This window comes from Nocardioides cavernaquae (genome assembly GCF_003600895.1).
Classification (GTDB): Bacteria; Actinomycetota; Actinomycetes; order Propionibacteriales; family Nocardioidaceae; genus Nocardioides; species Nocardioides cavernaquae.
The window spans coordinates 1994228-2016784 of the sequence record NZ_QYRP01000002.1 but is presented as its reverse complement, the minus strand read 5'-3'; the positions used below and the strand labels follow the sequence as shown (position 1 = coordinate 2016784).

The window sequence follows — 22557 nt, the reverse complement described above, 5'->3', positions numbered from 1 at the left end:
GCTGCGTGATCTGGCTGCGTGATCTGGACTGCTAGATCACGACTCCGAGCGCGAGCACGAAGACGAGGCCGCTGACCGAGAGCAGCGTCTCCATCACCGACCAGCTCTTCAGGGTCTGGCCGACGCTCAGGCCGAAGTACTCCTTGACCAGCCAGAAGCCGGCGTCGTTCACGTGGGAGAAGAAGACCGAGCCGGCACCGATGGCGAGCACCATCAGCGAGACCTCGCCCGAGGAGAGCTGCTCGGTGAGCGGGACGAGCAGCCCGGAGGCCGTCACGGTGGCGACGGTCGCCGAGCCGGTGGCAAGGCGGATCAGGACGGCGACGAACCAGGCCAGCGCCAGCACGGAGACGTTGCTGTCGGCGACCCACTCGGCAACGAGCGTGCCGATCCCGGTGTCGACCAGCGACTGCTTGAAGCCGCCACCGGCGGCCACGATCAGCAGGATGCCGGCGATCGCAGGCAGCGAGGTCTCGACCGACTTCGCGACGGCCTTCCGGTCCATGCCGGCACCGCGGCCGAGCGTGAACATGCCGACCAGGACCGCGATCAGGAGCGCGACCAGCGGGGTGCCGAGCGTGTCGAGCACCCGGCGCGACATGTTGGTCGGGTCCTCGATGAAGATGTCGGCGAGCGCCTTGCCCATCATCAGCACGACCGGCAGCAGCACCGAGAAGAGCGTGACCGCGAACGACGGACGCTTCGCCAGCGTGTCCGCGTCGACGGCCTCGAAGCGCTCCGGGACGGAGACCGCGCCGACCCAGCGGTCGGCGTACTTCGCGAAGACGGGACCGGCGAGGACGACCGTGGGGACGGCCACCGCGACACCGAGCGCGAGGGTGATGCCGAGGTCGGCGCCGAGGGCACCGATCGCGGTGAGCGGACCCGGGTGCGGCGGCACCAGCCCGTGCATGGCGGAGAGGCCGGCGAGGGCAGGGATCCCCACGGCGATCAGCGAGAGCTGGGCCCGACGCGCGACCAGGTAGATCACCGGCATGAGCAGCACGAGGCCAATCTCGAAGAACATCGGCAGGCCGATGATCGCGCCGACGCCCGCCATGGCCCACGGAAGGGCCCGGGGCGAGGCGTTGCCGACGATCGTGTCGACGATCTCGTCCGCGCCGCCGGAGTCGGCGAGCAGCTTGCCGAACATCGCGCCGAGCGCGATCAGCGTGCCGACGCCCGCCGCGGTGCTGCCGAAGCCGGTGGTGAAGCTGGTGATCGCGACCGCGAGGTCGACGCCGGCGACGACTCCGACGGTGAGTGCGCCGATGCTGAGCGCGAGGAACGGGTGCAGCTTCGCCCAGGTGATCAGCGCGATGATCGCAACGATGCCGAGGAGGGCCGCGGTGAGCAGCCGGCCGTCGGAGGCGACGGGCTCGATCAACGGTGCCGCATCCGCCAGCGGCGGAAGTGCGAGGACAGCGAGGGACATCAGGACTCCTGGGCGGTGTTGAGCGGGGGAACGATGGAGAGCCGTACGGTGGTGCGCGCGACGTACTCGTCGACGATCGCGTCGACCTCCTGGTCGACGTCGATGACCAGCCCGTGCTCGTCGGCACCGAGCGGCTCGAGGGTCGCGAACTGCGAGTCGAGGAGCGAGGTGGGCATGAAGTGGCCCGGGCGGCTGGACTGACGACGCGCGATCACCTCACGCGAGCCGTGCAGGTGGACCAGCGAGATCGACGGTGCGTGGTCACGGAGCTGGTCGCGGTAGCTCCGCTTCAACGCAGAGCACGAGATGACGCCGCCGCGAGGGGCGTGCTCCTCGAGCCACTCCCCGATCGCCTCGAGCCAGGGGTGCCGGTCGTCGTCGTCGAGCGCGTAGCCGGCGGTCATCTTCGCGATGTTGGCGGGCGGGTGGAAGTCGTCGGCGTCTGCGAACGGTACGCCGAGGCGCTGGGCCAGTGCGGCGCCCACGGTCGACTTGCCCGAGCCGGAAACGCCCATGACCACGAGTAATGGCGGGAGTGGTGCAGCCATCGTTCCTCCAGAATCTGGTCAGATCTGTGTTGGTTGGTGTGTTGAACTGACGACCACGGGATGTGTGGCCCGTCACAGTGTGCGACGATTAACCAGATGTTTACAAGACCTTCGAGCCAAATAATCTGATCTTTAGATCGGAACTGATCCAGAGGAGCGGCATGAGCGCGAGTGCCCTGCACACGAATGTCCTCGACGCGCTCGGGTCCCGGATCGTCTCCGGCGACCTCGCCGCCGGCCAGGTGCTGACCCTCGACTCCGTCGACACCGAGTACGACGTGTCGCGCTCCGTCTCCCGCGAAGCGGTGCGGGTGCTGGAGTCCATGGGCATGCTCGCGTCGCGTCGCCGCGTCGGCGTCACCGTGCTCCCCCGCGAAGGGTGGAACGTCTTCGACCCGCGGCTGATCCGCTGGCGGCTGGACTCCGACGACCGGGCGGCGCAGCTGCTCTCCCTCTCCGAGCTGCGCAGCGGCTTCGAACCGGTGGCCGCCGCCCTTGCGGCCGAGCGCGCGACGCCGGAGCAGATCGCGGTCCTCGCCAGGGCAGCGACCGACATGGCGGTGCTCGGTCACGCCGGTGACCTTGAGGCGTTCCTCGAAGCCGACGTGCTCTTCCACCGCACGCTGCTCGAGGCGAGCGGCAACGAGATGCTGCGCTCACTCGGTGACGTGGTCGCCGAGGTACTGGCCGGACGCACCCACCACCACCTCATGCCGACCGAGCCGAAGGCGGAGGCGATCGACCTGCACGAGGCGGTCTCGCGGGCCGTGCGCAACGGCGACGCCAGCGCAGCCCGCACGGCCATGCAGGCGATCATCGACGAGGCCACCGAGGCGCAGCGCGAGGCCCTGAAGGACGACTGACCCCAGTCGCTCCGCCGGGCAGGCACCGCGCCGCCCCACGCCGTACCGGACGTTCTTTTCCGCACGGCCGCCATCGGGCCTACACTGGACGCAGTCCGGCCACACAGTCCGGACGACCGATGCGACAACCGGGCCCCCACCCAGGCGGCCCGCCGCCTCGGACCGTGCAGCAACGCACGCAGCTCCGGTCGGCTGAGGAGACTCACCGACTTTCCCACCGCCGGCGAGACGGCGGCGCCGCGAGATCGTTCGCGGTGCACCGCCCCGTCCGGCCCGTTCCGCCCGGAGCGTGTGCCTGCGTGAAGGAGTCAGTGCTTGGCCACCCAGCCAGCCCAGGGTCAGCGTTCGTCCAACCGCAACCGCCGAGGCGGACGCGGCAATCAGTCAGGGCAGCGCGCCAACCAGTCAGGCCAGTCCGGCAACCAGCAGGGCGGGCAGTCGGGGCGCGGCAACGCGCAGAAGCGCCGCCGTGACAACGAGGGAATCCTCCCCGTCCTCGCCAAGGCCGTGCGCGAGGTCGAGGTCGCGGTCCAGAAGGGCCAGGGCATCCAGCACCGCTCGCGCTACCAGGCGATCGCTCTGCTCGCGCGCCAGGAGCGCACCCGGGTCCGTGCCGACAAGGAGATCACCGAGCCGCAGCGCGACATCGAGCTCAAGCGGCTCGACGGCGTCGCCACGATCCTCGCCCAGTGCGCTGCGCGTGAGCCCGCGCTCTTCGCGCTGCTCGACGAGAACGCCGAGATCACCGACACCACCCGTAGCCGGATGCGCGAGATGCTCGAGGCAGCCGGCATGGCACCGACCGCGATCGCCGAAGCACCGGTCGCGGGCACCGAGACCGCGCCGCGCAGCGACCGCAAGGCCGTGCCGCCCTCCGTCATCGCAGCCCAGCTGGCCAACCCGTTCCTCGCCCCCGACTTCAGCCAGGCCGCGCCCAAGGTGCACGGCCGACTGGTCGGCTGGGAGCTGATCGGCCCGCTGCTCAACTCCTTCGAGAACCCCGTCCCCGGTGCCGCCGCCTGCATGGCACTGCCCGAGCCGCGGCCGATCCTGCTCCCGCCGGGTGTCGAGCTGATGCAGCACCAGGCCAAGCTGATCTCCGCCGTGTCCGGCGGTCACCGCACGTTCCTCCTCGCGGACGAGCCGGGTCTCGGCAAGACCGCACAGGCACTGATCGCGGCGGAAGCCGCCAACGCCTACCCGCTGCTGTGCGTCGTACCCAACGTCGTCAAGACCAACTGGGCCCGCGAGGCCGCCCGCTGGACCCCGGGCCGCTCGGTCACGGTCGTCCACGGTGACGGCGACACGGTCGACGGCTTCGCCGACATCATCATCGTCAACTACGAGGTGCTGGACCGGCACGTCGACTGGATCGGTGACCACGGCTTCCGCGGCATGGTCGTCGACGAGGCGCACTACATCAAGAACCGCAAGTCGCAGCGCTCGCAGTACGTCGTGGAGATCTCCGAGCGGATCCGCCGCCGCGTCACCCGTCCGCTGCTGATGGCGCTGACCGGCACCCCGCTGATCAACGACATCGAGGACTTCCGCGCGATCTGGCAGTTCCTCGGCTGGGTCGAGGAGCGCAAGCCGGGCAACGCGCTCATGGCCGAGCTCGAGCAGACCAACCTGACCCCGGCCGACCACGCCTTCTACCCGGCCGCGCGCCAGGCGGTCGTGGACATGGGCATCGTGCGCCGCCGCAAGGTCGACGTCGCCGCTGACATCCCCGCCCGTCGCGTCGCCGACCTCCCGGTCGAGCTCGAAGGTGCCGTCGGTCGTTCCATCCAGAAGGCCGAGCGCGAGCTCGCCGAGCGCCTCATGGGTCGCTACAAGGCCGCGATCGAGCACCGCCGCAACTCCCCCGTCGCGATCGCCAGCAGCGTCGGCTTCGACGGGATCGACCACGACCTCGTACGCCGCGTGGCCGAGCGCGAGGTCGCCGAGGGTGCCGACTCGAGCACCGGCGAGAACGTGTTTGCGATGGTGCGCCGCATCGGCCAGGCCAAGGCCGAGCTCGCCGCCGACTACGCCGCCCAGCTGGCCCACAGCGCCGGCAAGGTGGTCTTCTTCGCCAAGCACCTCGACGTCATGGACACCGCCGGTGAGGTCTTCGATCGCCGCGGGATCAAGTACACCCAGATCCGTGGCGACCAGACCGCCACCGCACGCCAGAAGGCGATCGACGGCTTCGTCGAGGACCCGTCCGTGCAGGTCATCGTGTGCTCGCTGACCGCGGCCGGCGTCGGCATCAACCTGCAGGTCGCCTCCAACGTCGTGCTCTCCGAGCTCTCGTGGACCAACGCCGAGCAGACGCAGGCGATCGACCGCGTGCACCGCATCGGCCAGACCGAGCCGGTCACCGCGTGGCGGATCATCGCCGCGCAGACCGTCGACACCCGCATCGCCGAGCTGATCGACAGCAAGGCCGGCCTCGCCGCCCGTGCTCTCGACGGCTCCGACGAAGAGGTCGGCTCGTCGATCGACATCCAGGTCGAGACGCTGGTCTCGCTGCTGACCGATGCGCTCCGCCAAGAGTTCACGGCGTCGATCGAGTCCGCAGAGATCGACATCGACCTGGGTGAGCTGGCCCAGTCCGAGGAGCTCAGCGACGTCGCCGAGGGCTTCTGACCCACCCCCACGTCGACACGGCGCAACCTCCGGGTCGACACGGCGCAACTTCCGGATCGACCCGGCGCAACCTCCGGGTCGACACGGCGCAACTTCCGGGTCGACACGGCGCATTGTTTGAACAGCGGTCGAATGAAGCGCCGTGTCGAGGCCTAGGTTGCGCCGTGTCGAGGCCTAGGTTGCGCCGTGTCGACGTGACGTCGCGCCGCGCACAGGCGCGTGGGCTGGGAGCACAGGCGCGCCGGCTCCTGATCTGGCACCCTTTGCGGCATGTCAATCACCGCTGCTTCCCTGCTGCTGAACCCGGGCACCTACGACCCGGAACACCTCGACGCCGAGTCCCGCAGGGTCCTCGCCGCCACCATCGATCACCTCGACGGATACGGCATGGCGAAGCTGACCGGCGACTTCCACGCCGCCCAGTGGCCGGCTGAATTCCTGGACTTCGTCGCCAAGGAGAAGGTCTTTGCGACCTTCATGACCCCGGCGCGCGACGCCGCCGGCGACGACAACAAGCGCTGGGACACCGCCCGTGTCGCCGCGATGTCCGAGGTCCTCGGGTTCTACGGCCTCTCCTACTGGTACCCGTGGCAGGTCACCTGCCTGGGCCTCGGCCCGGTCTGGCAGTCCGACAACGACATCGCGCGGGCCCGAGCTGCCGCGGCGATCGACGCCGGTGGCATCGGCGCGTTCGGCCTCTCCGAGAAGGAGCACGGCGCCGACATCTACTCCAGCGACATGGTGCTCACCCCGAACGGCGACGGCACCTGGACCGCGACGGGCAGCAAGTACTACATCGGCAACGGCAACGCCGCGAACACGGTGTCGGTCTTCGGCCGGATCGACGGCATCGAAGGACCCGACCAGTACGTCTTCTTCTACGCCGACTCGGACCACCCGGCGTACCACGTCGTGAAGAACGTGGTCCACCACCAGAACTACGTCTCCGAGTTCCGCCTCGAGGGCTACCCGGTGACCGAGGAAGACATCCTGCACACCGGCGAGGCCGCTTTCAGCGCTGCGCTCAACACGGTGAACGTCGGCAAGTTCAACCTCTGCTTCGGCTCGATCGGCGGCGCGACGCACGCCCTCTACACCGCGATCACCCATGCGCACACCCGCGTGCTCTACGGCAAGCCCGTCACCGCGATGCCGCACATCCGCAGCTCCTTCGTGGAGAACTTCGCCCGGATCACCGCGATGAAGCTGTTCAGCTATCGCGCCGTGGACTACTTCCGCTGCGCGTCGGCCGACGATCGTCGCTACCTGCTCTTCAACCCGGTCACCAAGATGAAGGTGACCACCGAGGGCGAGCGCGTCGTCACCGCACTGGGCGACATCGTCGCGGCGAAGGGGTTCGAGAAGGACAACTTCATGATGATCGCGAAGTACGACTCGACGGGCCTGCCGCGCCTCGAGGGCACCGTCGCGGTCAACCTCGGCCTGGTGCTGAAGTTCATGCCGGCCTACCTCTTCATGCCGGAGGACCTGCCCGACGTCCCGACCCGCACCGACGCCGCCGACGACCCGTTCCTCTTCAACCAGGGACCCGCGCGGGGCCTCGGAAAGGTGCGGTTCCAGGACTGGAAGAAGCCCTACCAGGCGGCCGCCGGGATCCCCAACGTCGGGCGGTTCTACGAGCTGGCGCAGGCCTTCTGCAACCTGCTCATCACCGCCGCCCCGGACGCCGAGCAGCAGAAGGACCTGGACTTCCTGCTCTCGCTCGGTGACATCTTCACGCTGATCGTCTACGGCCAGCTGATCCTCGAGCAGGCCGAGATCCTCGACCTGGACACCGACATCGTCGACACGATCTTCGAGGTGCTGGTCCGGGACTTCGCGGCCGGTGCGGTCACGATGCACGGCAAGGCCGGCGCCAACGACGCGCAGCGCGCGTGGGCCGTGGCCGCCGTGCGTGCGCCGATCACCTCGCCCGAGCGCTTCGAGAAGGTCTGGACCGAGGTCGCCGGCCTCTCCGGCGCCTACGTGATGAACGACTGACCCGCCCCGACGTCGACACGGCGCAACTTGCGCCGTGTCGACGTCAAGGTCGCGCCGTGTCGCCGTGGAGCCTGTCAGGCTGGGGGCATGTCGTCGCGCACTCCCCCGGCCAGGCCCGGTCCCGAGCCTGTTGCCCACGCCGTCCGGGCGTACGCCGCGACCCAGCCGTCGCTGGTCCCGGTCACGGCCGCGTTCGCCACGCTCGTGACGGAGCTTCTCGATGACGCGGGCATCAACTACCTCTCGGTGACCAGCCGCACGAAGACGGTGGCCAGCTTCGCCGGCAAGGCGATGCGCACCGGACCGGACGGGGCCGACCTCTACACCGACCCGCTGCACGAGATCACCGACACCATCGGCGTCCGCGTGATCACCTACGTGCACAGCGATGTGGCCGCGGTCGCCGACGTGCTCGCCGAAGAGCTCACCATCCTCGCCGACCGTGATCTCGGCGAGGAGACAGCCCGCGAGGGCGGCTTCGGCTACGCGAGCCGGCACATGCTGGTCGAGCCCGATCCGGCGCGACCCCTCCCCGCGGCGTACGACGTGGCGACGGGGCACCAGGCCTCGCTCCAGGTGCGCACGGTGCTGCAGCACGCGTGGGCAGAGTTCGAGCACGACATCCGCTACAAGGGCTCGATCCCCGAGGCGGATGCGCCCGATCTCGACCGCCGGTTCACCCTGGCCGCAGGTCTGCTCGAGCTCGCCGACCGCGAGTTCTCCTCGATCCGCGCGCGACTCGAGGGCTCCCCCGGCCACCGCACGACGGACGACTCGGGCGACCCGCGCATCGTGGCGCAGGAGCTGGCGACGTTCCTGTCCGGCACCTACCCGGACGCGGGCTGGTCGCGCACCGACCACTACGGCTGGATCGCCGGGCTGCTGCTCGAGCTCGGCATCACCTCGCTCGAGGAGCTGGGCGCGCTCCTGGCGTCCGTCGACAGCACGGCCATCCACGACCGCATGGGCTACAAGTACCCGACCGGCGGCGTACGCCGGCTCGACGACGCGCTGCTCGCCATCTTCGGTGAGCGGTACGCCGCGCTGACGGGCAACGCGCACCGGGTCGAGCTGTTGCGCACCCGGCTGGGCAAGCTCAGCTCCTGACACCGCGCCGGGGCCGTCGCGCGTGCCCGACGTCACCTTCTGCGTCGCTCGCCCAGGTGCGAGGATCCGGACATGGCATTCGACCTCTCCCCCGTCACCGACGCGGACTTCGACCCGTCCACCCCGGGCTACCACCGGATCGTCATCCCGGCGAACCGTCCGGCCGCTGACGTCTGGGCCGCTCTGCACGGCGACTCACCGCTGTTCTGGTGCCGTGGCATCAAGCGCGCGGTCTGGACCTCGGCCCGTCCGCACGGCACGGGCGCGACCCGCACCGTCACGCTGGCCAACGGCCTGAAGGTCCACGAGCGCTACTTCCGGTGGGAGGAGTCGGACGCGCTGTACGTGAACGCGTTCTCGGTCGAGTCGTCCAACCTCCCGCTGTTCCGCCGCTTCGGCGAGCGCTACACCGTTGTGCCGAAGGCGATCGGGTCGGAGCTGACCTGGGAGTTCGTCGCGGAGCCGCGGCTGCCGGGCAAGAAGCTGTTCGCGAAGGTGCTCGAGCACGATCTCAGGAAGCTCGCCTCGGACACCGAGAAGCACTTCGCCTGAGAGCTGGTCCCGTCTGATCTGGCCAGTGGGCAGGGTCGTCGCCCGACCCTGCCCACTGGAGATTGACGCGCACCCCCGAACCAGGCGCGTCATGAGCAATCCTCGCGATCAGGCGCCCTCAGCGCATGAGCAGGAGTGCTCAGATCTGCCACTATCGGGTCGTGGCGAACTTCTCCGACTTCCAGCTGGGCATCTACTTCGCAGGTCTGGCCGGCCAGTTGCCCGCGTATCCGGTCACCTACCCCGGCCTCGAGGCCGCAGCCCGCGACAAGCTCGACCAGGCTCTCTTCGACTACGTCGCCGGTGGCGCGGGTGACGAGTTCACCCAGACCGCCAACCAGGTTGCGTTCCAGCGCTGGGGCATCGTGCCGCGGATGCTGTCCGGCGCGGCCGAGCGCGACCTCTCGATCTCGCTCTTCGGCAGGACCTACCCGACGCCGCTGTTCATGGCCCCGATCGGCGTGCTCGGCGCGATGCACGAGACCGGCGATCTGGAGGCTGCGCGCACGGCTGCCGCGACCGGCGTACCTGCGGTGATCTCGACGCTCATGCAGGACCCCCTGGAGGACGTGGCGGCCGAGCTCGGCGAGACGCCGGGCTTCTTCCAGCTCTACACCCCCAACGACCGCGAGCTCGCGGAGTCGTTCGTACGCCGCGCGGAAGCGGCGGGCTACGCCGGCATCGTGGTCACGCTCGACACCTGGACCCTGGGCTGGCGCCCGCGCGACCTGGGCCACGCGACGTTCCCTCAGCTGCGCGGGCAGTGCCTGGCCAACTACTTCACCGACCCGGTCTTCCGCTCGCGGCTGGAGAAGACGCCCGAGGAGGATCCGGGCACCGCGACGATCACGTGGGCGATGACGTTCGGCAACCCGGGGCTGTCGTGGGACGACCTGGCGTGGCTGCGCGGGCTGACCGATCTCCCGCTGCTGCTCAAGGGCATCTGCCACCCCGACGACGTACGCCGCGCACGGGACGCCGGCGTCGACGGCATCTACTGCTCCAACCATGGCGGCCGGCAGGCGGCGAGTGCGCCGGCGCTCTCGTTCCTGCCCGGGGTGGTGGACGCTGCCGAGGGCATGCCGGTGCTCTTCGACTCCGGCGTGCGGTCCGGCGCGGACGTCGTGAAGGCGCTGGCGCTCGGTGCGACCGCGGTCGGCATCGGACGGCCCTACGGCTGGGGCATCGCACTCGGTGGCGCCGCCGGTGCGGCGCACGTGCTCCAGTGCCTGCTGGCCGAGGCGGACCTGACGATGGGACTCAACGGCTACCGCACCATCGCGGACCTGGGCCCGGAGGTGCTGGTCCGCGTCAGCTGACCGTCGCGACCTCGGGCCGGCTCTCGCGGGTCGAGGCGGCGTGGCGGGCAGCCTCGGTGGCCCGCATGGCGGGCGACACCTCGCGCTGGGCGCTCAGCGCATCGACCACGCGGCCGATCATGCTGGTGACCACCGGGATCAAGACCGGGATCAGCATGAAGACCAGCATCGGGAGGAAGATTCCGACAGCCTGACCCATGACTCACTCCGTTTCCACGCCGGACGTCTGCCGGCGTGATTCGAGTGTCACCAGTGGGGCGGATCCGGATCTCGTGGCTCCATGCCAACGTTGGTCCGCGGGATTGTGCGTGCGGACAGTCACCGACCGGGAGCGGCCGGTCAGGCCAGCGATGACCGGGACGCCTGCCAGGTCTCGTGCCGGCAGGCGGCGGAGTAGAGCTCCTCGACATGGCCCGGACCGAGCAGTGACGGACGCTGGCGGAGCCGGTCGGCCAGCTCGAGCCTCGTGCAGATGCCGACACTGGCAGGTTGCTGCCGGACCCGGAGCTCGGCGCCGACCGTGACGACGTAGGCCGTGACGGAGACGTCGTAGCCGACCGCTGCGCTCAGCGCACCCGCGATCCGGCAGGCGGCCGCGCGGCTGATCGTGAGGCTCTCGGCGTGCTCGCCGTTGATGATCATCGTGTCGCCACTGACCCACACGCGCCCTCGCGGGTGGTCCTCGACGCGCACGACGACCACGCCGCACGGTCCGATGATCACGTGGTCGATCCCTGCGAGCGTGTTGGCCGGCAGCCCGTGGAGCGCATGCCATCCCGCGGATCCGTGGACCAGACGCTCGATCTGCTCGGCGGCCAGCCTTCCGCCGCGCGTCCCGCGCCGGGGCGCATCGTGGTGGCCGTCGAACCCGAAGGTCCGCTCCATCCACGTGCGTCGCGGTGCAGGAACACGCAGTCCTGCAGCATCCTGCGGCGAGCCCTCCCAAGCCCGCGGCAGGGCAAGGTTTTCGCCCTCTCCCATGTCTCGACGCTAGACCTTGCCGGCCCCGAGCGGTAGAGGGGCAAACCGGACACCACCCGTTGTGACTAGGAAGTCTGGCCGACCGTCCCGGAAGTCTGGCCGACCGTCCCGGAAGTCGGGCACCGGATCGCCGGTCCGTTGCGCCATCAGGAGAGCGGTGATCGGGCCTGGTCCACGGGCGGGCGCGGGGAGGGGATCCGCACGTCCGCAGACCAGGTGTCTGGGTGCCGAGCAACGGCGTACAACTGCATGATCTGGCTCGGCGAGAGAATGGTCGGTGCTTTGCGGAGAAGGTCGACGACCCGTCGCCGATCGCAGAAGGTGAGCCCCTCGGGCTGCCCGGCCACGACCAGGTCGGCCCCGACGGTGACCGCGAGTGCGCGAGCCTGCACCGGGAACCCGACAGCCGCCGACAGCAGCCGCGACGCGTACGCCGCTTCGAACCGGCTGTTGCGGACGTACGACACCCGCTGGCCGTTGACCAGCACGACGTCGCCCTTCACCTGGACCCTCCCTTGCGGGTGGTGCCTGGTGGTGATCGAGAAGACGCCGCCCGGCCCGATCACCAGGTGGTCGATGTCGGCGCCGGCCGACCCGACCGGGATCCCGTGGAGCACGCGCCAACCCGGGTAGAGCCGGACCAGGTGCGCCAGCTGGGCGCCGACCAGGCGCTCCCCCTCCGCACCTGCGCGCCACGACTTCTCCTCGATGCTGGTCAGCGCAAACAGGCGCCTCAGCCACGACCGCGTGCGTGCCGCGGCCCTCATCTCGTTTGCCACCTGCAACGCGCCCTCCCCGGCGCGACGCAGGGCAAGGTCCTGCAATCCCTCTCCCATGCCCTGAAGGTAGGGCCACTTTCTGGCTCGTTGGCGCCGAGACCGGCCGGATGACCCGTTCGGGCCATGGAATCGACCTGCTCTGCCGACACTCCGGTCTGGACCAGGAGGGCTGCTCAGTAAATCGCGCGCTGCGCGGAGGCCGACTTGCCGTAACCGGACGTCGCGACGGTGACCGCACGCGTCTTCACGGTGGCGCGGTGCTTCCAGGTGACGGCGAAACGCGCCTTGCCGTAGCGGTCGGTCGACTTCGTGGCGATGACGCGCCAGGCACCACCGACGTACTTCTCGAGGCGGACCTTCGCCCCAGCGTTGGCGACGAGGCCAGACGGGCGCTCCTTGGCAGAGGAGGCGGTGAAGTGCAGGGTCTGGCCGTACGCCGCGGTGGCGTCGTTGACCTTCAGGCCGGTGCGGGACGTCGGGCTACGCACCTCGAACGTGTCGGTGTCGTAGTCGTAGTAGTGGAAGCCGAGCGAGTTGTAGTAGTCGAGCTTCGACTCGACCCGGTAGCTGCCCTTGGGCCCGGTCGAGCAGATGAGGATCCCGACGTTGCCGCTGGCCGGGGCGTTGTCGACGTACAGCGGTCCGTTGACGGCGGTGAGCGACTTGCGGTCGACCTCGGCACCGCTCGGGTCGTAGGTCACGACCTCCATCACCCACTCGTAGTTCGAGTCGATGTTCGCCGGCACGGAGTACGCCGCGGCGTGCTCGTGGCAGCCGGCGTAGGTCACGGCGTCCGCGCCGCGGGAGACGTCGAAGCCGGTCGACGAGGCAGAGGCCGGCGCGGTCGTGGCGACCAGGCCCGCGGTCGCGACGAGGGCCGTGACAACAGCAGTAGTCAACTTCTTCATGACCCCACGCTAGACACGAAGTCGCAGCAACTTCTACGTGTGCTCGCTCACCTGCGGATTGGCGCGAACGTAGGCTCTGACCTGCGATAATGCAGTCTGCAAACGTGTGGCGAGCGCCACTTTCACTCACCAGGCGGTGAGGGCGTGGAGCTCCGTCCTACCCACCCGGCCGCGCAGCTCGTGCTCGCCGCGTGACACCGTCCCGACCGGCCGCGAGAGCGCCTCCAGCGTCGAGTCGGCGAGCAGGACGAGGTCTCCGGTGGACCGGGTCATCTCCTCGATCCGGGCCGCGACGTTGACGGTGTCACCCACCAGCGTGAACTCGAGCTTGCCGCCGCCTCCCACCGTGCCGGCGATGACCGGGCCGGTGCACAGGCCGATGCCGACCCGCAGGTCGTCACCGAACCGCTCGTGCACGGCGTCCTGGATCGCCATCGCAGCAGCAACGGCGCAGTCGGCGTGGTCGGCGAGCTCCTCGGGGACACCGAAGACCGCGAGCATCCCGTCGCCGAGGAACTTGTTGGCGTGCCCACCGTGCGCGCGCAGGATCGGCACGACGAGCGAGAAGAGCTCGTTGAGGCGGGCGACGGTCTCACCCGGCGTGCGCCCCTGGGAGTACGCCGTGAAGCCGCGCACGTCGACGAAGGCCACCGTGACCTCGGCTTCCTCGCCCTCGAAGAGCTCACTGCCCCGCTCGAGGAGGCGCTGGGCGAGCACCGGGTCGACGTACGACCCGAAGGCGGCCTGCAGCCGTTCGCGCTCGTGCAGCCCCGCCTGCATGCGGTTGAACGAGCGGGCGAGCTGGCCGAACTCGTCGTCGGAGGTCACCGGCACACGCTGGTCGAAGATGCCTGCGGTGACGCGTTCGGTGCCGGCGGCCAGGTCCTCGACCGGTCGCACCACGGGGGTCACGCCGAAGGGCGAGAGGACGATCGCGATGCCGAGCGCGAACGGGATCGCGACGATCGGGGCGAGAACGTACTGCCCGGCGTCGGTCCGCGCCATCGAGGTGACCAGCGCCGCCACCCACGAACCCATCAGGGTCGCCAGGAAGACGATCATCACCAGACGGCCGCCCACGCCGCGGCGTACGACGACGGGCTGGTCCTCGCGGAGCACGGCGTCGAGCTCGGCCTGCACAGGCCACAGGAAGGCGTCGACAATCGCCCAGCCCAACAGGCCGCTGCCGACGACCAGCAGCGCGGCAGCGAGGCCCATCGCGGCGTTGACCGACCACGGCAGCCCGACCGCGTCGCCCAGCAGGGGTGCGATGACGAGCATCGGCACGCCTCCTGCAAGTCCGTAGACCACCGGCACGCGGTCCAGGCGGCTGAGCGCCTCGCTGGTCAGGCGCGGGTTGCTGCGGTCGCCGCGGCCCCAGGCGTTCAGCAGCGGCCGAACCTCGCGGGTGGCACCGAGGACCGCCATCGCGCCGCAGGCCTCCGCGACGACCAGGAACACACCGCCCACGAAGAGGAAGTCGCCCAGCGACCGATGCAGCGAGAGGGCCCACGACGCCATGCCGGCGAAGACCACGAAGAACGGCCAGAACAGAATCTGCGCGACCAGCAGGCCCGCGTAGTGGGTCCGGTAGCGCCGCCACAGCCACGGTGCCAGTCGTTCCATGGGGAGATTCTGTCGGTGACGTCAATCACCGTCAGTCGAAACCCCTACTTCCCGGGGGTTTCGCACGGCTACCGAGACTGACTCACGAGACCTGGCGACCGCCGTCGTGCGAGCAGCCACGAACGATACCGCTGCCAGCACGGCGGCTGTCGTCATCACGATGCCGAGGATCGCGAGCACTGCGTCGCCGGGCCTGGCGAGCACGAACGTCGGGATCGCCCGCTCCGGCACGGCGACCGCCAGCGTGAACGCCACACACATGCCGATCCAGGTGCCGATCATGTTGCCGCGGTGGCGCTTGATGTCGTGCCGCATCGCCGCGACGACACCCATGGTCGTGGTGGTCAACGTGACCACCGAGAAGATGTGGAAGAAGCTGAAGTGCCCGGGGTTCAGGTCCTTGATGAAGAAGCCGGTCACCGAGACGTACACCGCGAGCAGGACCCAGGTCCGACCGACCAGCCGGTGCGTCGGACTTCCCTTGCGCGAGAGGAAGATCTGCCAGCCGCCGAGCAGCAGCGCGGTCGACGCCGCGAAGATGTGGCTGACGAGCAGCGGAGTCATGACTGGCTCACCTCCGAGAGGGTCGCGAGAGTGCCGAGCAGCGGGTCGGTGATCGCGAGGACGTCATCAGCCTCCACCCCGGCCGCGTCCATCAGGCTCGCGAACGCGGTCTCGAGCCTGAGCGCCGCATCGTTGACCAGTCGCTCACCCTCGGCGGTCAGCGCGAGCCGACGGCGGTTGCCCTCCCCCGGCGCCGCCAGCGAGGTCACCCACCCGGCTTCGCGGAGTACGCCGACAGTGCGGCTCGCGGCCGGCTCGCTCACCCCGAGCTCGGTGGCGAGCTCGCGCTGCGTGACGGTGCCTTCGTCAGCGAGGCGCTGGAGCGTGAGGAGCGTCAGGTAGCGGCGGTAGGAGATGCCGATGCCCTCCGCGAGCACGCCCTCCGCCGCCCGGTCGAGCACGTGGACGAGTGCATGGAGGGCGTAGGCGGGCTGGCGGGTACGGTCGATCACGGGACCATCTTGCACGCATTAAGTTAATCTACGCAAGGTTCCTGGGGTGACGCGGGTCGAGCCCGCGTCATGGATCCCCGGACAACTGCGGCGCGAGGAGGGAGACTCGCTCCATGTGGTCGGACGGGCACCGGACGCCGCGGGCCAAGCGTCCGTGGACGCCATTCACCGCCGGGCTGGCCGTCGTCATGACGCTGCTCCTGCTCGTGATCATCGGCCGCCTGGTCGTCGTCTACCTGGGCAGCCGGACCGGCTACGACGCTGACCGCGACTACCCCACGCCAGAGATCGAGGATGGCGGCGGCTCCTTTGCCTTCTCGGCTCTGCAGGCCGACGGCCGCACGCCGGTGACCTACGACCCGTGCCAGCCGATCCGGCTGCAGATCAATCCCGAGAACGCCCCGCCCGACCATCGCAAGCTCGTCGAGCGGGCCGTCGTCCACACGAGCGAGGCAACAGGCTTCGAGTTCGACATCCTCGGGACGACCGACTCACGCAAGGTCGGCCAGCCGCTCGACCAGGACGCGGCCCCACCTCCAGTGCTGGTCATGTGGGCCGACGAGCACGAGTTCGGCGCGCTGGCAGGCGGCACGGCAGGTGTCGCGGGAAGCACGAAGCTGACGGTGTCACCAAGCTTCAGCCGCTACATCACCGGCTTCGTGGTCCTCGATCGCGTGAACTTCGACCAGATGGCCGAGCTCCACGCCGATGAGCCCGCCCAGGCCATCGTCGATCACGAGTTCGGGCACCTCGTCGGCCTGTCGCACGTCAAGGACTCCGGCGAGCTCATGCATGAGGAGAACGTCGGCCAGACGTCGTACGGGCCCGGGGATCGCGAGGGACTGGCGCGGCTCGGCAACGTCGCCTGCCACTGATTCCCCGGGCATTCGCCGGACAGCGGTGGCTCGACGAGGGACACTCGCTGCATGTCTTGGGAGGGACGCCAACGGCGCAAGCGCGCCCGCCGGCTCGAGCGTCGCCTGCGCGAGCTCGACCGCGTCGACGCGCAGCACGGGCTGGGCACGATGCCCTGGCAGCTGCCTCCCGCACGACGATCGCGAACGCCCGTGTTCGTGGCCGGGATCCTCATCGTGTTCATCGCAGTGTGGGTGGGCGGTCAGTTCGCCACAGGCGACTGGCGCAACCCGTTCACCCGCAGCCACGACCGGCTGCACCCGACGCCGCCCATCCCGGACGGCGACGGCCCGCACGCCTTCATGGCCACGCAGCGGGACGGCCGGACCCCGGTGACCTACGACCCGTGCCGGACCATCAGGCTCGAGATCAACCCGGAGGGAGCCCCGCCCGACTACCGCAACCTCGTCGAGGACGCCATCGAGCACACGGCCACCGCGACCGGGTTCGAGTTCGAGATCGTCGGCGAGACGGACTCGCGCCGGTTCGAGCAGAGGGTGTTCGGCGCCGCCACCGCCCCGCCCGTCCTGGTGGCCTGGGCCGATGCCGACGAGGTGCCGGAGCTCAAGGGCGACGTCGCAGGTGTCGGCGGGAGCTCCCACCTGGAGGTCCGGCCGAACTTCCGCCAGTTCGTCACCGGCGCGGTGATCCTCGACCGGGATGTCTACGCGCGTCTGGCGTCGAACCACAACCGCCCACACGCCCAGGCGATCATCGACCACGAGTTCGGACACCTGGTCGGCCTCGGGCACGTGAAGGACGCCGGCGAGCTGATGAATGCCGACAACGTCGGCCAGACGTCGTACGGGCCCGGGGACCTCGAGGGCTTCGCCCGACTCGGCAACGTCCCCTGCCGCTGAGCGCATCTGTGCCGAGATCTGGATCTCACCCAGGTCCAGCGCGCACCGGGGCGGCGGCACATCCACCTGGGTCCGCCTACCCTTGGGTTGTGTCGAACTTTGAGCTGGTTACCCGGATCCACGTACTCACCGCAATCCGGGAGCACGACCAGCGCGGCGCGGCGACGTTCCTCGCCGACCACGGCATTGAGGCCCCCGGTGACGAGGTCCTCGTCGAGCGCGGCAAGAGGTACGACGCCGGCGCGCTGCTCGCGTTCGCCCACGGCAAGGCGACGGGCACTCCCCTGACCGCCGACGAGATCCCACTCGAGGTCGCGAAGGTCCTCACCGACCTCGGCTTCAACGTCGCCTCCGTGATCGAGCTCGCCAAGCCTGCGCCGAACAAGCGCGTGCCTGGCACCCGGGCACCCGCGCCGAAAACTGCGGCTCCGCGCGTCTCCCGCGCAAAGGCTCCTGCGGTCCCTGCCAAGCCTGAGCCGGTCGTTGTTCTCTGCCCGAAGTGCTTCACCCAGGTGCCGTCCACCGGTCGCTGCGACTACTGCGACTGATCACCGCCGCTGCCGCTGCTCGACTGTGGCGGCGTATGGCGGCTGTGGATAGAGACTTCACAGGTTCCGCGCGCTCGGCTTACCGTTCTGCTGGCGCCTCCGTTCCGGGCGCTCTCGGGACTGAGGACGGAAACCATGCGCTATCGCCTTGTCATCGCGGCCGCACTGCTGCTCGCGCTCCCTGGATGCTCTGACGACTCCTCTCCTAGCCCGAAGCCCTCGGCCAGTACGACGCCGGCGACTGCCTCGCCGTCACCGACCAGGCCCGTCGCGCCGGCGCTACCGAGCGCTGCAAAGGCGAATACGAGCGTCGGCGCGAAGGCCTTTGTGCGGTACTGGTTCGAGGCGGTCAGTTACGCAATGAAGACCGGCGACACCGCTCAGATCGACTCGGTCGCGCATAAAGCCTGCGGAGCATGTCGGAACCTACGTAGTTCCGTGGATGCCATCTACGGCGCCAAACAGCACGTCGAGGGAGGCGGCTGGAGGATTTCCACCATCACTCTCGATCCGCGATCGAAGGCACCGAGTTATCGCTTTGCTGTGGAGGTCGACCAAGCCGCCCAGAAGTTGATGAGCAACTCAGGCCAAACCGTCGAACGAACCAAGGCGATGCAGTTCGTCTTCATTGCGGGAGTAATCTGGGAAGACGACCACTTTGTCGTCTACGGGCTCGAGAAGCTGGCATAGACATGTCTCGCCCCCTCACTGGACTTGCGCTCACGAGCCTGCTCGCAATCGTCGCCCCTACCGCGTCAGCAGATCCGACCACGCCTCCGGACCAGACCTCAGTCACTCCCGGAAAGCTCAGTTTCGATGCGGGAGCTTCCGATCACGTCGGCCTGGAGCCGCCAGGTTCGCCCACTAACGCCAGTTCGTACGGGAGCATCAGCCCGGCTTCGCAAACGCCGCCCCTGCCACCGTGCGGCAACGGCGCATCGGTCGGCGACTGCACGCCGACCACCACGTGCGAGGCTGACCCGGGGTCACCTACCGGCTATTTCACGGTCATTGCGCTGGGCTACTCGGTAGTCAACAGCGACTTCTTGGTCGGTCCGCCCTGCCGCCCCGATAACCCCGCCGCTGCTCAATCGATGCCCACAGCAGTTCTCCGCGCGTTCCAACGCATCCCGCTCCCCGAGCCCAGGCTCGATATTCAGCCACCCAACGGCAAGACCCTCATCGGGCTTGAGGCGATCTTCTCCACAGAAGCAGAGCCCTTCATCCGCAACCTCCGCCTACTCGGCCGGTCGGTGGATCTGCGTATCCACGCATCGTCGTACGAATGGATCCACGGCGACACGACGACCCAGACCACCGACTGGCCCGGCAAACCGTGGCAGCGCGGGACGAGCATAGACAGCTACATCACCCACATCTACGAAGACACCGGCAACGTCCAGCCCCAGGTCCGGGTGACCTGGTCCGCCGATTACCGCGTCGGTAACGGGCCCTGGCAACCGGTCAACGGCACCGTCGTCCGCACGAGCCCTCCGGCCAACCTCCAGGTGCTCGAAGCCGAACCCAAGCTCGTCGCGCCGTAGAAGCCGAAAGCTGACTTTGTAGCCCTGCCGCGGGAGGGAGAAGCCTCCCCGGTCGCGCTGTTGCGGCTGACGCCAGCAATCAACATCGCCGAGCTCGCGGGCCACTCGACTGACCGGGTTGGAAACCGCGCCCGCAACTCGAGCCTGTGTTCTGTCGGGGGCTGCCGACACCCTCCTCTCATCCACACAAACTCTTCACGGATGGGTCGAGAAATGACTGAAACCATCGCGCCTGTTGGCGCTCCGCCCAAGGGCGGCTCTGGACTGGCGATCACCGCGCTGGTCATCGGCATCGTGTCCCTGCTGTTCTGCTGGGTCCCGATCATCAACAACCTGTTCGCGGTCACCGCGATCGTTGGCATCGTCCTCGGCTTCCTCGCAGTGCGTCGCGCCAAGAAGGGCAAGGCCACCGGCACGAGCCTAGGCCGCGCAGGTCTGTGGATCAGCGTGGTCGCGCTGGTGGGCGTCTTCGCCACGCAGGCTCTGTACGCCGCGTTCTTCAACTCAGTCGCCGACTCGATCGACGACTCCATCGAGAAGTCGGACGCGAAGGACAAGGAACCGGGCGGCCCAGACAACCCGCTCACGATCACGCCTGGCAAGGCCTTCGAGGTGTCGGGCTTTTCCTATGCGGCCGGCTGGACCCTCGGCAGGGACGTCCTCGGCGACATCGATGTGTCTGGCCTGAAGATCACCAATAACCGCGACGAGAAGGACGGTGCCTTCGTGGAGATCAAGTTCTGGAAGGGCACCGAGGTGCTCGCCAGCGTCGACTGTTCCAGCGACCAGATCGACGTCGGCACCACGGCTGGGGCGGACTGCTCGAGCATGGACAAGATGCCAGCCGCCTACGACAAGCTGACGATCAACGACACGTTCTGACCGGACTCCTCCTGGGTCCGAGATCCGGGAGGCAGGGCGTGGTCGGGGCACCGTTCGGGGGACGGCGCTCCGGCCACGGCCATTCGGCAATCCGTCTTCATCGATTCCCCTGCAAAGGACCGGACACCTGACCAGACTGACCGTCATGACCGGAGGACGTGACCAGCGCGGACCCATGGAGCGGCTCGTCGGCCTGGCCGCGCTGCTTCGCCATGCAGGACCGGCGGGCGAGCCAGCCGCGAACCTGCTCGCGTGGGCCGGCTGGCACGACGCCAAGGACGGTATCTCGCAGTTGCAGCGCGAGTTCCGCCACCTGAACTCGCTCGGCTGGCGGATCGAGAACATCGGGCCGGTCGGCGAGGGCGCGATCTATCGCATGACAACCGTCGACAACCGGCTCAAGATTCGCCTCACCCCCGAGCAGCAGACAGCGCTGCGCCGCGCCGTACTCCTCGTCGATCGCGAGGACCTGGCGCAGCGACTCGACCTGAAGGGCGACAGCCGCCCCTCCTCCATCACGGCAGTGATCGACGATGCCGGGCACGACCACTCACTGGCCACCGTGATCGGGGGCCTCCGCAACCAGGCCATCATTCGGTTCCGCTACAACGGCTCCGTGCGCGTCGTCCACCCCGACTCGGTGCGGACGCAGCAGACGCGGTGGTACCTCTTCGGCCGCGAAGGCGACGGGGAGAAGGTCAAGGCGTTCGTCATCTCCCGCATGAGCGACGTTCACACCGACCCTCCGGGCACCGCCCAGCGCCATCCCGACCCGAGGCGCACGGGCCTTCACCCGATGAGCTGGGAGGTGGACCCACCCGTCGAGGTCACACTCAGCTCCCCCGACGAGTACGTCGCGGACGTGCGTCGCTGGCTCTCCGCGCCGACCAAGGAAACCAGCGACGGCACAACCACCGAGCTCGTCTACCGCGTCACCAACCGGTCCGCACTCCGGGCCCGGATCTACCAGCTCGGCACCCGCGTCCGGATCGTCGGGCCAGCGGATGTGCGCGACGAGCTGATCGACGAACTGCAGATGATGGCGGGGCTCTGATGGCGACACCGAAGTACACGCAGCGGTTTGCCCGGCTGCCCGCGGTCTTTGAGCAGCTCGCTTCCCACCCGGGCGGCCTGCCGCTGGCGGACCTCGCCGCCCAGACCGGCGTACCCACGGCCGAGCTGCGCGAGGACATCCTGGCGTTCTACACCGCCGACGTCGCGCCGCTCCTGCTCGGCCTGACCCGGCCCGCCGTGCTCGACTTCCGCAACGCCGACGGCGCCGAGGATGAGCCGACGACCGCGGAGTACGTCTGCATCATCGACGAGCGACCGAGCGAGGAGCTCGGCGTGGAGTACGTCGACCCGGCCGAACTGGCACTCATCTTCACCGCCGCGCAGGCGCTGCTCGACATCGACCCGAGCGACGCAGATCTGCTCGGTGCAGTCGAGGTACTCACCGAGACCGCCTTCGGCACCCCGGTCGAGCCGAGCGGCACGCGCTCCTGGAACCGCGCCCTCGAGGCACTCCAAGAAGCCGTCGCCGGCAGTCACCTGGTCGAGATCAGCTACTCACGCAGCTGGGACGAGGGCGTCTTCACCAGGACCATCGAGCCGTACCTGCTCGTCCAGACGCAGCGCGGGTGGGAGGTCGACGCCGGGCCGGCCGACGCGCATGGCCGGATCCGCACCTACCTGCTGTCCAACATCCGTGATTACGTCGTGTCCGAGGCAACGTTCAAGCCGCCGGCCGATCTTGCACGGATGCTCGCCGCCCAGCGGAAGACCGAGACCGTCCGCGTGCGCATCCCGCATCACGCACGGTGGGCCGCCGACTTCTATGCCGAGGATGTGGCGATCGTCGATGACGATGAGTCGACGGCGACTCTGGACCTCGAGTTGTTGCAGCCAGTCGACACCCGCGTCGGGTTGTTGCTGCTGATCGCGGGCGACGAGTCATGGGTGCTGAACCCGGCGCACCTCGCTACCGCCGGTCCGATCCTGGCGGGCGAGTTGTTGACGCACCACCTGGAGTCCTGACCCGA

General features: G+C 69.0%; 23 protein-coding genes. 14 read left to right on the top strand and 9 right to left on the bottom strand.

Annotated elements, in window-relative coordinates; all coding sequences use genetic code 11:
* Positions 1–31: 31 nt before the first annotated feature.
* Both D4739_RS09840 and D4739_RS09835 read right to left on the bottom strand, forming a co-directional pair.
* A complete protein-coding gene (locus D4739_RS09840) occupies positions 32–1435 on the bottom strand; it encodes a GntP family permease (RefSeq protein ID WP_120060455.1) in 1404 nt (467 codons plus the stop codon).
* Positions 1435–1983 (bottom strand): gluconokinase, encoded by a 549-nt coding sequence (locus tag D4739_RS09835; RefSeq protein ID WP_120060454.1) that lies wholly within the window; start codon positions 1981–1983, stop codon positions 1435–1437. Before D4739_RS09835 ends, D4739_RS09840 begins: the two co-directional genes overlap by 1 nt.
* Before the next feature lie 161 nt (positions 1984–2144).
* Between D4739_RS09835 and D4739_RS09830 the strand changes: the two genes are divergently transcribed.
* The 6 genes from D4739_RS09830 to D4739_RS09805 all read left to right on the top strand — a co-directional run bounded on the left by D4739_RS09830 (position 2145) and on the right by D4739_RS09805 (position 10456).
* Positions 2145–2846 (top strand): FadR/GntR family transcriptional regulator, encoded by a 702-nt coding sequence (locus tag D4739_RS09830; protein ID WP_120060453.1) that lies wholly within the window; start codon positions 2145–2147, stop codon positions 2844–2846.
* 315 nt (positions 2847–3161) lie between these two features.
* On the top strand, positions 3162–5477 hold the full coding sequence (locus D4739_RS09825) for a DEAD/DEAH box helicase (RefSeq protein WP_120060452.1): 2316 nt from the start codon (positions 3162–3164) through the stop codon (positions 5475–5477).
* 270 nt (positions 5478–5747) lie between these two features.
* Positions 5748–7478, top strand: a complete 1731-nt coding sequence (locus D4739_RS09820) for an acyl-CoA dehydrogenase family protein (RefSeq protein WP_120060451.1) — start codon at positions 5748–5750, stop codon at positions 7476–7478.
* 87 nt (positions 7479–7565) lie between these two features.
* Positions 7566–8585: a GTP pyrophosphokinase gene (locus tag D4739_RS09815; protein WP_120060450.1), complete on the top strand. Its 1020-nt coding sequence runs from the start codon at positions 7566–7568 to the stop codon at positions 8583–8585.
* A 72-nt stretch (positions 8586–8657) separates the two neighbouring features.
* Positions 8658–9137, top strand: coding sequence for an SRPBCC family protein (locus D4739_RS09810; RefSeq protein ID WP_120060449.1), 480 nt, complete (start codon positions 8658–8660; stop codon positions 9135–9137).
* 125 nt (positions 9138–9262) lie between these two features.
* A complete protein-coding gene (locus D4739_RS09805; protein WP_120060448.1) occupies positions 9263–10456 on the top strand; it encodes an alpha-hydroxy-acid oxidizing protein in 1194 nt (397 codons plus the stop codon).
* Here the strand turns inward: D4739_RS09805 and D4739_RS09800 are convergent.
* From D4739_RS09800 to D4739_RS09770, 7 genes are all read right to left on the bottom strand, one after another.
* Positions 10449–10655 carry a hypothetical protein gene (locus D4739_RS09800; RefSeq protein WP_120060447.1) on the bottom strand — a complete coding sequence of 69 codons (207 nt, stop codon included), beginning with the start codon at positions 10653–10655 and terminating at the stop codon, positions 10449–10451. The genes D4739_RS09805 and D4739_RS09800 overlap by 8 nt on opposite strands.
* 140 nt (positions 10656–10795) lie before the next feature.
* Positions 10796–11437 carry a nuclease-related domain-containing protein gene (locus tag D4739_RS09795; RefSeq protein ID WP_120060446.1) on the bottom strand — a complete coding sequence of 214 codons (642 nt, stop codon included), beginning with the start codon at positions 11435–11437 and terminating at the stop codon, positions 10796–10798.
* Positions 11438–11583: 146 nt separating this feature from the next.
* Positions 11584–12273, bottom strand: a complete 690-nt coding sequence (locus D4739_RS09790; protein ID WP_120060445.1) for a nuclease-related domain-containing protein — start codon at positions 12271–12273, stop codon at positions 11584–11586.
* Between the two features lie 116 nt (positions 12274–12389).
* Positions 12390–13124, bottom strand: a complete 735-nt coding sequence (locus D4739_RS09785; protein WP_120060444.1) for a hypothetical protein — start codon at positions 13122–13124, stop codon at positions 12390–12392.
* Positions 13125–13250: 126 nt separating this feature from the next.
* Positions 13251–14750 (bottom strand): adenylate/guanylate cyclase domain-containing protein, encoded by a 1500-nt coding sequence (locus tag D4739_RS09780; protein WP_220699265.1) that lies wholly within the window; start codon positions 14748–14750, stop codon positions 13251–13253.
* Positions 14751–14771: 21 nt separating this feature from the next.
* Positions 14772–15314, bottom strand: a complete 543-nt coding sequence (locus D4739_RS09775; RefSeq protein WP_120060443.1) for a DUF2306 domain-containing protein — start codon at positions 15312–15314, stop codon at positions 14772–14774.
* The gene (locus D4739_RS09770; protein ID WP_182920365.1) at positions 15311–15766 is read right to left on the bottom strand and encodes a MarR family winged helix-turn-helix transcriptional regulator; all 456 of its coding nucleotides are present in this window, start codon (positions 15764–15766) and stop codon (positions 15311–15313) included. Before D4739_RS09770 ends, D4739_RS09775 begins: the two co-directional genes overlap by 4 nt.
* Positions 15767–15879: 113 nt before the next feature.
* Here D4739_RS09770 and D4739_RS09765 point away from each other — a divergent pair, with 113 nt between their 5' ends.
* The 8 genes from D4739_RS09765 (at position 15880) to D4739_RS09730 (ending at position 22552) form a co-directional block, all read left to right on the top strand.
* The gene (locus D4739_RS09765; RefSeq protein ID WP_120060441.1) at positions 15880–16641 is read left to right on the top strand and encodes a hypothetical protein; all 762 of its coding nucleotides are present in this window, start codon (positions 15880–15882) and stop codon (positions 16639–16641) included.
* 51 nt (positions 16642–16692) lie between these two features.
* Positions 16693–17541 carry a hypothetical protein gene (locus D4739_RS09760; RefSeq protein ID WP_120060440.1) on the top strand — a complete coding sequence of 283 codons (849 nt, stop codon included), beginning with the start codon at positions 16693–16695 and terminating at the stop codon, positions 17539–17541.
* A gap of 89 nt (positions 17542–17630) precedes the next feature.
* On the top strand, positions 17631–18089 hold the full coding sequence (locus D4739_RS09755) for a ScoMcrA-related endonuclease (protein ID WP_120060439.1): 459 nt from the start codon (positions 17631–17633) through the stop codon (positions 18087–18089).
* A 135-nt stretch (positions 18090–18224) separates the two neighbouring features.
* On the top strand, positions 18225–18779 hold the full coding sequence (locus tag D4739_RS09750) for a DUF6318 family protein (protein WP_147384864.1): 555 nt from the start codon (positions 18225–18227) through the stop codon (positions 18777–18779).
* Positions 18780–18781: 2 nt separating this feature from the next.
* Positions 18782–19633 carry a hypothetical protein gene (locus D4739_RS16680; RefSeq protein WP_147384862.1) on the top strand — a complete coding sequence of 284 codons (852 nt, stop codon included), beginning with the start codon at positions 18782–18784 and terminating at the stop codon, positions 19631–19633.
* Positions 19634–19846: 213 nt separating this feature from the next.
* A complete protein-coding gene (locus D4739_RS09740) occupies positions 19847–20515 on the top strand; it encodes a DUF4190 domain-containing protein (protein WP_120060436.1) in 669 nt (222 codons plus the stop codon).
* 145 nt (positions 20516–20660) lie between these two features.
* A complete protein-coding gene (locus tag D4739_RS09735) occupies positions 20661–21569 on the top strand; it encodes a WYL domain-containing protein (RefSeq protein WP_120060435.1) in 909 nt (302 codons plus the stop codon).
* Positions 21569–22552 (top strand): WYL domain-containing protein, encoded by a 984-nt coding sequence (locus D4739_RS09730; RefSeq protein WP_120060434.1) that lies wholly within the window; start codon positions 21569–21571, stop codon positions 22550–22552. Before D4739_RS09735 ends, D4739_RS09730 begins: the two co-directional genes overlap by 1 nt.
* The last annotated feature ends 5 nt before the right edge of the window (positions 22553–22557 follow it).

Coding starts and splice junctions, on each gene's coding strand:
- D4739_RS09800 (WP_120060447.1), bottom strand. CDS start 10,655: ATGGGTCAGGCTGTCGGAATCTTCCTCCCGATGCTGGTCTTCATGCTG.
- D4739_RS16680 (WP_147384862.1), top strand. CDS start 18,782: ATGTCTCGCCCCCTCACTGGACTTGCGCTCACGAGCCTGCTCGCAATC.
- D4739_RS09760 (WP_120060440.1), top strand. CDS start 16,693: ATGTCTTGGGAGGGACGCCAACGGCGCAAGCGCGCCCGCCGGCTCGAG.
- D4739_RS09765 (WP_120060441.1), top strand. CDS start 15,880: ATGTGGTCGGACGGGCACCGGACGCCGCGGGCCAAGCGTCCGTGGACG.
- D4739_RS09780 (WP_220699265.1), bottom strand. CDS start 14,750: ATGGAACGACTGGCACCGTGGCTGTGGCGGCGCTACCGGACCCACTAC.
- D4739_RS09810 (WP_120060449.1), top strand. CDS start 8,658: ATGGCATTCGACCTCTCCCCCGTCACCGACGCGGACTTCGACCCGTCC.
- D4739_RS09740 (WP_120060436.1), top strand. CDS start 19,847: ATGACTGAAACCATCGCGCCTGTTGGCGCTCCGCCCAAGGGCGGCTCT.
- D4739_RS09790 (WP_120060445.1), bottom strand. CDS start 12,273: ATGGGAGAGGGATTGCAGGACCTTGCCCTGCGTCGCGCCGGGGAGGGC.
- D4739_RS09750 (WP_147384864.1), top strand. CDS start 18,225: ATGCGCTATCGCCTTGTCATCGCGGCCGCACTGCTGCTCGCGCTCCCT.
- D4739_RS09730 (WP_120060434.1), top strand. CDS start 21,569: ATGGCGACACCGAAGTACACGCAGCGGTTTGCCCGGCTGCCCGCGGTC.
- D4739_RS09795 (WP_120060446.1), bottom strand. CDS start 11,437: ATGGGAGAGGGCGAAAACCTTGCCCTGCCGCGGGCTTGGGAGGGCTCG.
- D4739_RS09815 (WP_120060450.1), top strand. CDS start 7,566: ATGTCGTCGCGCACTCCCCCGGCCAGGCCCGGTCCCGAGCCTGTTGCC.
- D4739_RS09785 (WP_120060444.1), bottom strand. CDS start 13,124: ATGAAGAAGTTGACTACTGCTGTTGTCACGGCCCTCGTCGCGACCGCG.
- D4739_RS09735 (WP_120060435.1), top strand. CDS start 20,661: ATGACCGGAGGACGTGACCAGCGCGGACCCATGGAGCGGCTCGTCGGC.
- D4739_RS09835 (WP_120060454.1), bottom strand. CDS start 1,983: ATGGCTGCACCACTCCCGCCATTACTCGTGGTCATGGGCGTTTCCGGC.
- D4739_RS09820 (WP_120060451.1), top strand. CDS start 5,748: ATGTCAATCACCGCTGCTTCCCTGCTGCTGAACCCGGGCACCTACGAC.
- D4739_RS09840 (WP_120060455.1), bottom strand. CDS start 1,435: ATGTCCCTCGCTGTCCTCGCACTTCCGCCGCTGGCGGATGCGGCACCG.
- D4739_RS09775 (WP_120060443.1), bottom strand. CDS start 15,314: ATGACTCCGCTGCTCGTCAGCCACATCTTCGCGGCGTCGACCGCGCTG.
- D4739_RS09830 (WP_120060453.1), top strand. CDS start 2,145: ATGAGCGCGAGTGCCCTGCACACGAATGTCCTCGACGCGCTCGGGTCC.
- D4739_RS09805 (WP_120060448.1), top strand. CDS start 9,263: ATGAGCAGGAGTGCTCAGATCTGCCACTATCGGGTCGTGGCGAACTTC.